The following is a 13,728-nucleotide window of genomic DNA, read 5'->3' on the forward strand; positions in this document are numbered from 1 at the left end:
ACGTTATTTGAGGTGGTCGAGATCAGACTGGTTCAGTTCATCGGTCGTCGCATTCTGGCTGAGCTGTAAGGCTCGGACGTAGGCTGCGATTGCCCAACGATCTTCTGAAGGAATCCGGTTGCCGAATCGTGGCATTCGTCCAACCCCTTCTTTGATCGTGACGAACAAGTGACCGTCTGGGACATCTCTCAAACGATCGATGTGGTAACTCGGAGGAGCTGGAAAGCCACGTTGAACCACTAGTCCATCACCCTGCCCTGTTGCGCCGTGGCAACCCGAGCAGAAAATGTTGTACCGCTGCTGTCCACGGGCCAGAAGCTCTGGTGTGACCGGAACTGGGATCTTCGCAAGGAGTTGTTCTCCTTCGCGACCGGAGTTGACCGGCGTCACAAGATAGTCTTGCCCGCGAGCAATCGTTCCAGGTACTGGAGTACGACGGTCAGGGGTCAGAAACTCAACTTTGTGTGGTTCCATTGTGTCCACACGACCTTGATTCGCCATCTCCTGAGTACAGCCAACTAGAAAGAGTTGGGCTGACATCAGAAGAGCAGTAACGCTCCAGCTTTTCATCGAACTGTGATTCTTCCCTGATGGGAGTGACTTCGATGCTGCCTGAATTTCACGTTGCCGAAGGAACATGGATGACCTCCTTCGCGTGAAGTTCTTCCAACAGCTTCTTGGTTTCATCCAAGTCGAACAGTGGATCTGTTGATTGAATCTCAATGAACAATCCGTCGGTGCTTGCTCGAGCGAATTCCGGAACTGCAAAAATCGGGTGATGCAGACGTGGGAGTCCGTTCAACAACAACATTCCGAAGACTGTCGTGAGTACTGAAAAGAGGATCATGCATTCAAACGTCACTGGAATGAACGCAGGCCAGCTGTTGAATGGCCGTCCACCAATGTTGATTGGATAGGCAATGACCGAAATCCAATACTGCATCGAGAAACCGACTGTGAGTCCGGTTGCTCCTCCCATCGCGACCAGCCATGCAAGCTTTGTGCGTGGGAATCCGAGTGCTGCTGACAACCCTTCAATCGGGATTGAGGAGTAGGCTTCAACCTTACGGTAGCCTTTGTCTGTCAGAGCTTGAGCAGCATGAACCAACGCATCAGTGTCGTTGAATTCCGCTAGATATCCGTATGTCTGTGAAGGGTCAGCTTTCATTTGTGATCCCCTTCCCCATGGTGATGGGCGACTTCACGGATTTCGAAGATCGAGATCATTGGAAGCACGCGGATAAAGATGAACAACAAGCAGACGAACAATCCCATGGTGCCGATATAGGTAGACCAATCCCAGAACGTTGGGTAGTAGGAATCCCATGACGATGGCATGAAGTCGCTCGACAAACTTGTCACAACGATCACGAATCGTTCCAGCCACATTCCGATGTTAATGATGATCGAAACTGTGAACAGGACCCATACATTCTTTCGTGCCCATGGGAACCACAGGATCTGTGGAATTGCCACGTTGCAGAGGATTAGAGCCCAGTATGACCACCAGTACTCGCCGAACATACGATTCAACATCATGTGTTCTTCGTACAGATGAGTCGTGTAGTAGGCGACGAAATGCTCGAGGAGATATCCGTATGCAACCACGATACCGGCTGCCAACATCACCTTCGCCATTTGGTCGAAGTGCCACTCGGAGAGATACTCACGAAGGCCATAAGCCCATCGCAACGGAAGCCCGATGGTGATCACCATCGCGAATCCTGAGTAAATCGCACCGGCCACGAAGTACGGAGGGAACACTGTTGCGTGCCATCCGGGAACCTGAGCGAATGCAAAGTCAAAACTAACGATCGTATGAACCGAGACCACCAGAGGTGTCGCCAAACCAGCAAGCAGCAGGTAGGCCTCAGTGTATCGGGTCCAGTGACGTGCCGATCCACGCCATCCGAGTGCCAACAGACCGTAGATCACCTGGGACAGTTTGCTCTTGGAGCGGTCCCGCAGTGTCGCGAGGTCAGGGATCAAACCGATGTACCAGAACAGCAGTGATGTTGTAGCGTAAGTACTTACAGCGAAGCAGTCCCATACCAGTGGGCTACGCCACTGAGGCCAAACACCCATCGTGCTTGGGTAAGGGAACAGCCAGAAAAAGTACTGTGGACGACCCAGGTGGATCAGCGGGAAAATTCCCGCACAGGCCACCGCGAACAACGTCATCGCTTCTGCAAATCGGTTGATCGAAGTACGCCATTCTTGCTTGAACAGCAGGAGAACCGCGGAAATCAACGTTCCGGCGTGACCGATACCGATCCACCAAACGAAGTTAATAATCGCAAAACCCCATGCAACCGGGACGTTCAAACCCCAGATACCAACCCCTTTGATGAAGAGGTAAGTGATGCTCACAAGAAGCAACATCAACAGTGCAAATCCGATCGCAAAACCGACGAACCACCCTGCGGGGGTCGTGTCAGCTGTGACGATTCCTGCAATCTCATCAGTGACTCGTCTGAGCTTCTTCTGAGTCTTTGCGTGTACCGCAGCGGATCGTGGAGGAGTGTGGGCGCTCATGCGTTCTCCTTCCATGATTTCAGAGCTGGATTTGGATTCAAAATTGCAGCGTGATATGACGTGCGTGGACGAGTATTCAGATCGGCCAAAATTCCGTAGTTCAACGGATGTGCCTTCGTTTGGGCGACGGCACTCTGTGGATCCGCAAGGTTACCGAAGCTGATTGCCTCAGATGGGCAAACTGCCTGGCAAGCGGTCACAACTTCACCGTCGCGAATCTCACGACCTTCCATCTTTGCCTGGATTCGGCTGTCGCTGATGCGCTGGACGCAGTAAGTGCATTTCTCCATCACACCGCGGCTTCTCACCGACACGTTCGGATTCTCTTTCAACTGCAGAATTGGCAACAGTTTCTCTTCCGTGTGGTAATCAAGGAAGTTGAAACGACGTGCCTTGTACGGGCAGTTGTTCGAGCAGTAACGTGTTCCAATGCAGCGGTTGTAGGTCATCTCATTGAGACCTTCATCGCTGTGTGTTGTCGCACCGACCGGGCAAACCGGCTCACATGGAGCGTGTTCGCAGTGCATACACATCACCGGCTGGCTGTGCACCATATCCGGATTGTTGGGATCTTCACCGACAAAGTAAGTGTCGATTCGCAACCAATGCATTTCACGGCCGCGAGAAACCTGATCGGCTCCAACGACGGGGATATTATTTTCAGATTGGCAAGCGACAACGCAAGCACTACAGCCAGCACAGGCCCCGAGATTGATTGTCAATCCCCACTGATTCCCTTCCATCTTGTGGTCTGGGTAGAAAGTGGAGTTATTGACGCCGGGAATGTGCTTACGCCATGCCAGTGGATCTGCGTCGTGTGCCGCATCATGGTCATGGTCGTGGTCATGGTCATGGTCATGACTTGATTCTTCACCGTGTTTATCTTCGGTGTGATCGTCATGGTGCTCTTCGTGATGATCGAAGGCACCGTGATGATGGTCTTGCGCGAAGCTCGGGTGACTCGGATCCTTCTGGTATTCCTCGAGAGTTCCGAATCGGACGAAGTCACGTCCTTTGAGCAGGAAGTGGTGCTGCGTTGCGGGCAACAAAGCACGATCTGCCAATTTGTGGACTGCTCCGGAAGTGACCCATGCTTCATTGGTCGAACGAAGCGGGTTGGTGTTCACTCCAACGACGTCAGCACCGTCAACTTCACGGCCTTGACCAACAGTCAGAGCGATGACGTCGTTTGGCATTCCCGCCTGAACCCAGACTGGGATACTGATTTTGCGCTCGCCAACAGTAATCTCAATCACGTCACGTGATTTGATTCCGTTGAGTCGCTCTGCTGTCGCTGGGCTAATCCAAGCTGTGTTACCCCAAGTGAGCTTGGAGAACGCCTGTGGAAGCTCCTGCATCCAGCCGTTGGTCGCGTACCGTCCATCAAAGACCGCTGGGTCATTGCGGAAGACGACGGTCAGGGCATTCCCTTCAGCAGCTGGCAACCCCGGTAGGGCCGCTGATTCCGCCAATGAGGACGCTGCAAATGTGACAGAGGTCGTTGGTGCAGGACGATCTTTGACCAGACCGTCGTGAAGGGCCTGACCCCATTTGGTTTCGACGTCGTTACGGAATCGCTTTGTCCAGAACGCACGGACGGTTTCGTAACCGCTCTGTGATCCCTGATTGAGGAGAATGTTCAGGATCTGATGTGCCGAACGTCCTTCGTAGAGCGGACGAATCAGAGGCTGAATGATGGAAGTCGTTCCATCAGCTGCCTGGGTATCGCTCCACTCTTCGAGGAAGTGGGTCGCTGGCAGGTGCCAAGTGACCTTCTTCGCTGTCGCATCAACGTGAAGGCTGTGGTAGACAGTCGTCTTCACTTTTCCGGATGTCAGCAATTCGCCGAATTTCAGGTCAGCTGGTGCGGAGAAGACAGGGTCTCCACCGAGAATCAGCAATGTGGAAACTTTTCCATCCTGAATCGATGCTGCCAGTTCCTGAATTGTGCCATGTTCGACATCTTCAATGGCACTGATCGGATTGCTGTAAACGACAGCCTTTCCGTTATTCGCCAATGCATTGTTGATGGCGTGGGCGAGGACCTGAACGGCGATTGGCTGGGTTTCACCAACCATCACGACAGCTCGCGGGCCGGCTGCTTTCAGATCGTCTGCAACAGCGGTAATCCACTGCTCGTACTTGCCAACAATCAACCCGCTCATTCCGGGGATGACAGCTGGAGAGAGTCCGAATTTCTCAGCGACGCCGTAGAGGATTGCTGCAACATCAGCTGGTGGCAGACGCAACCAGTGGTCGGCCTTTGCACCAGTGATCGAAGGGACTGTTTCGACAACGTAGAGTCGGTTCAGGTTGGCTTTGCCGTTTGCTTCCACCTTACGGCGGCGTGCAAATTCGCGGCTCAATCTTACTTTCGAAGGACCTTCGCCGAGGAAGTTGCCGTCGATTGACAGGATCACGTCGACTTCGCTGAGGTCATATCGATGAGCAACATGCTTACCGAATGCCAACTTGGAAGCAGCTGCCGCATTTCCACTGACCGACGGCTCGTACTGGTACCACTTCGCTGCTGTGTTGCTCAGCAGGTATCGTTCGAGCTGTGATCGCAGTGTCGGAGAAAGGATCTCTCCGGTGAGGATTGCGAGTCCTTCACCTTTGACTTCACGAAAGCTTTCGACTCCGGAGTTGAATTCCGCGAGGAATTCAGCCCAATCACTGATGCGATTATGGTGTCGAATAACTGTCGATCGGTGCGGATCGTACAGATCGAGAATGCTTGCCTGGGAGTAACTGTCAGTCGCTCCGAGGCTGATCGGGTGATCCGGATTTCCTTCGACCTTGGTCGGGCGTCCGTCGTGGCTTTCCACGAGAACACCAATCGCACCTCCGACGTGTGGAATTGCAGTTGCGTAGAACTGCTTTTTCCCCGGAATCATGTTTTCCGGCGTTTCCACGTAGGGAACGATTTTTTCTTCGGGCTGCCGTGGATTGCAACCTGTGAGACCAGCGAGAGCAAAGGATGCTCCCATAGTCTTCAAGAAATTCCGGCGAGATGGTTCATCAAGCCACCACTCTGCTCCAACCGCATATTCGCGTTCAACACGGCTGAGAAATTCCGGGTCATTGGAATACTCTTCGAGCGAACGCCAGACGGGCTGACGAGCGGTAGTCAATTCTGGAGGCTGTGTGCCCAGCTGCTTCACTCTATTTCCCTAACTAAGCTTTAACCGTATCCCACGAGGACCGCGGCTAAACCGGGTGCTCCGATTACAATGAACTGTTGAACTGATGTGACAGGCAGACTTTCGTCCGTCTCACCACAAACGGTTCGCATCAAACTGAATTCTTAACGGTGACAGGCAGTGCAGTTTGTCTGGCTCTTGATATGATGAGCCGCGACGAGATCAGCACCTGTAGGCGTCTTGTCATCGGGCTTCCACCCCATGGCAAACACGTCAGCTGTAGGTCGAACGTTATCTTCTGGATTGCGGTGGCAGTCGAGACACCATTCCATGTGAAGCGTGTTCTGTCGCCACATGAGTGGCATTTCATCGACTCGTCCATGGCATCGCTCACATGCGATCCCTTTGCTCACGTGAATTCCGTGATGGAAATACACGTAGTCAGGGGCATCGTGAACGCGAGTCCATTCGATCGGTTTGTTTTCGCGGAGGCTTTCGCGAATCGGCTCCAGCATTTTTGCATCACCCCAAAGTTGGGAGTGGCAGTTCATGCAGACTTCGGTGGACGGAATACCAGCAAATGCTTCGGTTTCAACCGAGGTGTGGCAATAACGGCAATCGAGGCCGACTTCACCAACGTGATGCAGGTGGCTGAAAGGTACCGGTTGTGAACGTGTCACACCCGCTTCCGTGAAATACGGGGAGCGGACAAGGAACCAACCCAGCGCGCCCAACGATGCAGCAAAGAATGCAGCACCAAAGATGCTCACCCGAGCAATGGTATTCATACTGGGATGAAAGACCTGTGGCATGCGCTCGTCTGTCTCTATGGCTTCGTGATAGTGATTTGGTGGTTTGCGCCAGATGCGCCCATTCAACTGAGAGGATACGTGTTGTTCCAAAAAGCGGAAGTGGCTCTCGATTGAATTTTGATATCTGGGATTCTGAATTCCTGAATCAGGAATTTGTGGCTGCATTGATCAACAGCTATCGGGAAATTAGCTGGAAATCGTGTGCTGGAACAATGTTCGTAACCCCTTTTTTTCAAGATTCCCGTTTCAAGGAATCGGAGTTACGCTCGTTCGCTCTGTTCTCAATTCGGGGGCTGCAGAATCGGTAGAAATGAAATCAAAAATGCGAATTCTTCTGGTGGTATGATGGCTGGCCGAGTAGAGTGCGAGTGGCGTAAATGGCGATGGAAACACGCGTTGTAACGTGCCCATCTTTGTGTCGTCTCACCTTATTTATGGTGATTCCTCGCTGATTGAATGTTCTATTGAAACGAAAATCCGCAATCACGCGGAACGTCGTGATTGCGGATGGTACTGTTCAACTTTTAGTCGCGGCGATCGCCAGGCAGTGCTGGTCGAGTGAGGCTGCAATGCGACGAGTTGTCGGCAAAATTATTTCTTCTTCTTTGAGTTCTCAAGAACTCTGATTAATTCCTCCAGCGTGACCTTGCCATCTCCATTCTCATCGCCGAGATCGAACTTGGTGCGGTCGAATCCAAGAACGGCCGCTTCTTCCGGTGTGACGAGTCCATCTTTATTGGCATCGAGCACCTTGAAGGCATCTTCAGGGCTGATCTTTTTCAGCGATGCTTCCAGCTTTGCTGAAGATTTCTCGTTCCCTTGCTTGTTCGGTACGGGGTACATGATGTCCATGTAGCCCAGGAACATCTCCTCCCAGGATTGGTCTCCCCAAACGACTGTCGCGTCAGGGTTTGGGTTGGCTGCATTTTGGGGAGAATTGTCGAACGCCGCCATGCAGTGAATGATGCTCCCGGCGGGAATCAACTTCGGCTCGGCGAGGCGGTACTGGGTCTGCCAGTTGAAATCGTAGTTTGGCACTTTGAGGAGGACTTCTCGTGTGCCGTCTGGATATTCGACTTCGTATTCGAATTTCTGCCCGCGTAGGTGCATGTGTGGGGACATGGAAAGCAGGTGAACGTCGGTCGGCGATTTCCCCGAGGATGCGTGGAATCTTTGGTCAGCGAGTTGCGGCTGGATGACGAATTCTTGATTTCCGGCGACGGTTGTCTGAATCTCGTGTGTCACATCATTTGGATCGGCGAAAAGAAATCCGATCGATGTGAGGTCTTCTGTCGCCATGCCGTTTGGCGTGTAGTGGACTTCGAATCGCAACCATGTCCCTGCTGGAAGTCGCTTTGCCGCCCCTTTCGGAGGCAGATTGATCCTCAATCCCGGCACGTAAGCCGCGATAAACGATTCGTTTCGCTTTTTCCCCTTTTCAGGGGACGCGTACACGATGACGTGGTGGACAATTGCTCTGTTGCCCGGAAGGATCTCCGCAGCATTGATCCACTTTTCTTCAGTTAATTGCGGGTCAACCCAGAAATGCTGGTACTTGATCCCCTCGTCTCCGCCGTCGGCAGGAACCTGGTAAGGAGTTTCAGCCATTTTGACGACAAGGTCCGGTTCACGCGGAAGTTGCCAGCCATCGACAAATTCAACCGGTGGAGGCAGATCAGCTGGATCGCCTAGCGGGCATCCGTTTTCGACCCATTTTGCAATCATCTCTCGCTGTTCTGAGGAGAGCCGATTTTCATTCTGGAATTCGCCATGATTGGGGTCAGCGTGCCACGGGGGCATCCGTCCTTCTTTGACGACTTCCGCGATCATGGGGCCCCAGCCTGCGATATCATCATAGCTCGTCAGCGAGAATGGAGCGGCATCCCCTGCCCTGTGGCATTGCACGCAGTTCGCATTGAAAATGCGGACGATCTGATTCGAGAAGGTGATATCACTTGACTCATCTGCAGCTTTGATACGCCCGATCAGGCATCCAATTGGTGTCGTGAAGGCGATCGAGACGGGTTTGTCCTCGAGCAACTCCTGAATCGCAATTTTCAGGTCTTCTCTTTGTGGTGCCTTCCGGACAATTCCGATCAGGTATTGGTCATCAACACGGCCCTGGTAGCGGATCTGACGATGCTGATCGAGCAGGAAGACTTGCGGAGTCCGCTCCGCCTTCAATTGGTCGGCAATTTTGTTTCCAGCATCTTTCAGGATGGGAAATGTAACACGGTGGTGTTGAATGTAGTGTGAGATTTCGGACAGGGAATCTTGTGCGTTTGAGTTGATTCCAATCACCTGAAGTTGCTCACTGGGAAACTCTTGCGCAAGTGCGTTCAGGCGGGCTGTGTACATCTTGGCGAGTGGGCATTCCGTCCCGAGAAATGCGATGACAACGCACTTGGAATCCTTAAAATCGCTCAACGAAACTTCTTTACCACGATGATCGACTGCGGTGAACTCGTTTGGTGTTTCGAACGAAACAACGTCCTGCGCCGAAGCGGTGAAGCACAGCAGGCAGACTATTAGCGACGTTGTGAGTTGGATAAGTTTCATTGCGATGCCCAATCGGATAATGAAGGACTGACTTACGGGAGCCGATGGCGAAATTCCGGTTGAGATCAGTAGGGATTTCGATTGAAAGGTGGACTGCAAATTCACACCTCGCCGAGTCATTCTGGATTGTTGTCAATTGTTCGATAATCTGTCGAGCCTGTTTTGGATGCTACCCGTACAGATGTGGAATGGTGTCATTCAATTACAGATAATTGAGGTTTATTCAGGGGGCCTCGTCGCTTCCCGTCGACGAAACATCGTGCTGCTCAATTGATCGCGTAGGAACAGAAAGATGATTCCAGCGACACCCATCACCGAGCAAGCGCTGGCCAGTCCGAAATACGTGGGGAGGAAAACCCATTCGACTATTTGTCGGCCAGTGGTGTTGCCGTTTTCACCAAAGGAGACTGCGCGGAAATGACCATCATGTGTTTGGGGCACATGATGCGCAGATGCGAGTCTCCAGCCCGGGTAACTCAGATCGCGGAGCACCAGTTTGCAGGGAGAGTCACACTCCAGTTCCACTCGGACCCGATTTGGGCTGAAAGTGACATTCAAAATGCGGTTTTGCGGGTCATCGGATTCCAGCGAGATGCGTCCCGGAGAGTTCTGAATCTCGTACAGGTAATACGGTTCCCTTCTCGTGAGAGTGGGGTTTAGAAATCGGTCAAAGACCGCCTGTGCATTGGTAACGGGCCAGAGTTGTTCTCTGATCGGAGATTCCAGCAACAAGTGGGTGACTCCGAACCTGCGCAATCGGCTGACTGCATCGTCTATCGAATCGGGATCGGTACGAGTGAAATCGAAGGAAAACTCTTTTGTTTCATAAAGTTGTGGTCCGAGTCCCAGGTAGGTCGGGATCGACGAAATTCCGAGCATGGTTGGGATGTTGGCCCCCGGAGCGAACATGCGAAATGTCGGCCCGTGCTTTCTGGCGATGTCGGCCAGAATGCTTTCGTTGAGGTGTTTGCTTGTGGGATGGTCCACTAGTGTCGCATAGAAGACTTGGCGACCGACGTAGGGAGCGCCGCTGAGGTCATACTTTCTGGACGCCGCCCAAAGGTCCACGACAGTAATTGCGATGACGAACGTCGCGACGACATTGCAGGCCAGAGTTGTCCAGTTGCGGAGACTGAAAATCGCGTCCAGTCCTGCGCCGGCGAGGATTGCCAATGCGAATGCAGCGACAATCGTGTAACGCCCCGGTCCGCGGAAAAAGCTGAATCCGGGCGCCCAACTGAGCCAGTACGTGGGCCAACCTGTTGCAAAGAGCATCGAGATCGCAATGAGAAGTCCCCATTTCCATAAGTGGATGCGGGGAGAGTGCTTGCGAATCGCTGGGATAAGCAGGACCGCCAAAGTCAAAAGGAGCGGGATCGCTCCCATATAAAACTGAGCCTCGACTTGGTTTGTCCCACCCGGGGCGACCAGGAATTCACACTGTTGCAGGAGCGAATCTGTAGGCGTCTCGTTGGCATACCAGCCCAGTGGATTCCAAAGTTGGCTGAAGGCTTGGACTGGAATTGATCCATAGGTTGAGACAAATCCATCCGCGGGATCTTGTCGTTGACTGAGTGATTTCAGTTCCCAGGAGGGGCCAATTTGAATGGCTGCAGCGAGAAAAGCCAGCAGCGCCGCCCCGACCAGTGACCCCGAGCGTTTCCATAAGTCAATACGTGGATTTCGGATATCGTTGCTGGTGTCAGTCGACTCGAAGTGAATGAGCCAAGGAAGTGGGATCAGCGAGAGCAGGGAGATAAACGCAATGTTGTAGTGCCCTGCAAGTAGGTTCAGCGTGAGAAATCCCGCTGTGAGAGCTAGGTATCGAAAGTGATTCGTTTGGAGAAATGCGGTTGCTCCCCAGAGCGTCCAGACAAACCAAGCGCCGCCGATAATGCACCATTCGAGGCAGATTCGAGACGGAAACCAAGCGTAAGTGAAGACTGTCGCGGTAAATATGGCAGAGGTACGTGAAACCCCAAGTCGTCTGGCGAGAAAGAGGCTTCCCAGAAAGGTGATGATGTAGTGCGAAATCTGACTGAGATTGAACGCCGTAGTGACTGGTAGAATGGAGTAGAAGGCGAGATTGGGGGGGTAGAAGACTCCGGTCTGACTCTCCGCCACGACCGGATAACCGAACCCAACGAGATCATTCCAGAACGGAACTGTCGACTGGCTCAGGGCTTCAGAAAAATACGTTTTTTGTGGAAAATAATAAGGGTAGATGTCTCCGCCGATGAGTCCCCCCCCGCTCCACAGCGGCCACCAGAAAATCCAGGTGAGAAGGACGCTGATTACGAGCGAGGCGAGACCGTAAACGGACTTCTTGAGCGGCCCAGAACCAGATTTTGAATTCGCTGTAGGTCCTTGCGCCGCGGACGCCTGCAGAGAGCGGTGTGATTGCAACTTTTTACGGTTTTGTGCCATATCGGATGATCTTGCCATGTTTGGTATGGCACGTGCAACTCACTCAAAGACTCGAAAGCGAATCGTCATGAAGGCGAGTCAATTTACGGGTTTCGACAGGTCACGAGATACGAAACTTGGCAAAACACGCGGTTTTCACTGAGTGGTCAAGCGTCACTAGAATCGTTAGAACTTGAGCGATTGTCGTTTTGACAAAACCGTTTTGTAACAGTTTCAAAATTGGCAGGAAGCCGAAAACATGCAGCGACAGAAATCCCTCAGATTCCGGTCCATCGACCACTTCGCTGCTTTCTCTTCCTCCACGCTTCTCGCGTGATCCTCGTCCGCCCCGGTTTCGCCACGGTTGGTGAAAATCGGATCGCGTCAAACCCACTCAAGTTTGAATCAGTTTGTCCGTCGCTATTGCGATGAGACATTTAAGTATGGAGATGCTGATGCGTCGTCTGCTCGCAATGATGGCTGTGGTTTCAATGGTGAACACAGCAATCCTGTTTGCCGAAGAGCCTCGTGGCATTGTTTATGATTTTGGAGCGAAGTGGTGTGGACCGTGCCAATCGATCGCTCCGATTGTGGAAAAGCTGAAGCGTGAAGGGCTGCCCATCGAGAAAGTCGATTACGACGAGCAACGTGACCTCAGCACGAAATTCCGAATTCAAAAATTGCCGACGTTCGTTCTCGTTGTTGACGGGAAAGAGGTTGATCGAACAGTCGGAGTAATGTCTGAGGAAGATATTCGACGAATGATTGCCCGCATTCCGCCTGCCGAGAAGAAACCTGAAACCGCTGCAACTCAGGGGCGCGGCACCGGGATGATGTCTGTGCCTGTTTCTCTCGGCGAAAGCGCCCCACTCGTTCGCCCTGCTCCGATGGAGCCTCCTGTTGTTACCGTCAGCAATTCCGAGCCTGAATCTAAAAAAAGCCTGATGGACCTGATGCCATTCGGAAAGAAGGCTGGAGATGAATCGAAGAATGTCGTCCGCGCGAATGATTCCAGCGTCGCCGGGGCGATGCCAGAGGCGTCAACTGGTGAAGCTCGCGTTGGTGATCCAATGGAAGCGAGCGTTCGTATTCGTGTGATTACAAATGGTCGCATCGAACTGGGGTCTGGTACAGTCGTCTCCAGTAAGCCAGGTGTCTCTCAAATTCTGACCTGTGCTCATATCTTCAAAGAGTTCGGGGATGATTCTCGAATCGAAGTTGATGTCTTCGAGCGTGGTGCTGCGAAAACCTATAACGCTGGGATGATCAAGTTCGAGTCTGAGCCGGATTTGGGCCTGATTCAAATTCCAACCACGAATGTCTTGCCTGTCGTCAAAGTTGCCGGAGTCAACAAGGCTCCAAAACTCGGAGATTCTGTTGCAGCGATCGGTTGCAGCGGAGGTGATGAACCAACTCGCGAGCAGAGCAAAGTTCTGGCGATCGATAAGTACGAAGGCCCAAACAACTTCATCTGTTCTGGTCTGCCAGTTGTTGGTCGTTCAGGTGGCGGCTTGTTCAATAGCCAGGGGGAGATTATCGCTGTCTGTTTCGCTGGCGATAAAGCGACCAAAGAAGGAGTTTTCTCCGGACTGTTCGCCATTCATAAGCTGCTTGACGATTGCCAGTTGACTGCCCTTTATGCACCGAGTGTAAATGTTACAAATGGCGATGAGTCACTGTTCGCGAAAGCGGATGCCCCGGCGGCACAGGCCCCACGTGAACTTTCGGTTGTCGACGCTTCTCCGGTCGCTCCAATTGTTGTCCAAGGGACTCTGCCTCGCAGTGAATCAAATACTGACATTCAGGCTGGCGACGCTGAAGTCGTCGTGATCATCCGTGATCGGGCGAACCCAGCACTGACCAACCGCGTTGTGATTCTTCATCAGGCAAGCCCTAAATTCCTTTCTTATCTGAATGGAGAGTTGCCAGCTGGTGAGATTCCAATGGAAATGCTTGGAGCTGAGTACAAAGCAGCTGAAGGCAAAGCAATCCAGTCAGCGGTGAAGAATGCTGTTGCTCAACTCCCAGCGACTCGAGGATCTCAATTGCAGGCGACGGGAATGTCATCTCCTGTGATTCCTCAGAAATACGTCCGCTCCGCGGCCCGTAACTAGTGTCTGAGGTGTGTCGCCAGGCGTTCCGCTGGGCCACCCGACGATTCAAATTCGCGATAAAAAGACATCTGACACCCTGAGTGCAGATGTCTTTTTTGTTGTGAAGATGCGTCTGATGTGGGTGGGGGGACCAATTTATCGAATTCGATCGTCGGCGCA

The 13,728-nt window shown here is 52.5% G+C and carries 8 protein-coding genes; 1 reads left to right on the forward strand and 7 read right to left on the reverse strand.

Annotated elements, in window-relative coordinates; translation table 11 throughout:
- Positions 1-3: 3 nt before the first annotated feature.
- The 7 genes from SH668x_RS10460 to SH668x_RS10490 all read right to left on the reverse strand — a co-directional run bounded on the left by SH668x_RS10460 (position 4) and on the right by SH668x_RS10490 (position 11,476).
- Positions 4-639, reverse strand: a complete 636-nt coding sequence (locus tag SH668x_RS10460; protein ID WP_437185002.1) for a c-type cytochrome — start codon at positions 637-639, stop codon at positions 4-6.
- Complete coding sequence (locus SH668x_RS10465; RefSeq protein WP_437185003.1) at positions 620-1,168, reverse strand: DUF3341 domain-containing protein; 549 nt, start codon at positions 1,166-1,168, stop codon at positions 620-622. The genes SH668x_RS10460 and SH668x_RS10465 overlap by 20 nt, the downstream gene beginning before the upstream one ends.
- A complete protein-coding gene (nrfD, locus tag SH668x_RS10470) occupies positions 1,165-2,535 on the reverse strand; it encodes an NrfD/PsrC family molybdoenzyme membrane anchor subunit (RefSeq protein WP_437185004.1) in 1,371 nt (456 codons plus the stop codon). Before nrfD ends, SH668x_RS10465 begins: the two co-directional genes overlap by 4 nt.
- The gene (locus SH668x_RS10475; RefSeq protein ID WP_437185005.1) at positions 2,532-5,699 is read right to left on the reverse strand and encodes a TAT-variant-translocated molybdopterin oxidoreductase; all 3,168 of its coding nucleotides are present in this window, start codon (positions 5,697-5,699) and stop codon (positions 2,532-2,534) included. The genes nrfD and SH668x_RS10475 overlap by 4 nt, the downstream gene beginning before the upstream one ends.
- 143 nt (positions 5,700-5,842) lie before the next feature.
- Positions 5,843-6,490, reverse strand: a complete 648-nt coding sequence (locus SH668x_RS10480) for a cytochrome c3 family protein (RefSeq protein ID WP_437185006.1) — start codon at positions 6,488-6,490, stop codon at positions 5,843-5,845.
- A gap of 591 nt (positions 6,491-7,081) precedes the next feature.
- The gene (locus SH668x_RS10485; RefSeq protein WP_437185007.1) at positions 7,082-9,049 is read right to left on the reverse strand and encodes a redoxin domain-containing protein; all 1,968 of its coding nucleotides are present in this window, start codon (positions 9,047-9,049) and stop codon (positions 7,082-7,084) included.
- 219 nt (positions 9,050-9,268) lie between these two features.
- Positions 9,269-11,476 (reverse strand): hypothetical protein, encoded by a 2,208-nt coding sequence (locus tag SH668x_RS10490; protein ID WP_437185008.1) that lies wholly within the window; start codon positions 11,474-11,476, stop codon positions 9,269-9,271.
- Between the two features lie 434 nt (positions 11,477-11,910).
- Between SH668x_RS10490 and SH668x_RS10495 the strand changes: the two genes are divergently transcribed.
- Entirely contained in the window at positions 11,911-13,569 is a 1,659-nt protein-coding gene (locus SH668x_RS10495; RefSeq protein ID WP_437185009.1) for a thioredoxin domain-containing protein, read from the forward strand.
- Positions 13,570-13,728 lie beyond the last annotated feature (159 nt).

Origin of the sequence: Planctomicrobium mucosum (assembly GCF_051466335.1) — a bacterium.
Taxonomy (GTDB): domain Bacteria; phylum Planctomycetota; class Planctomycetia; order Planctomycetales; family Planctomycetaceae; genus Planctomicrobium.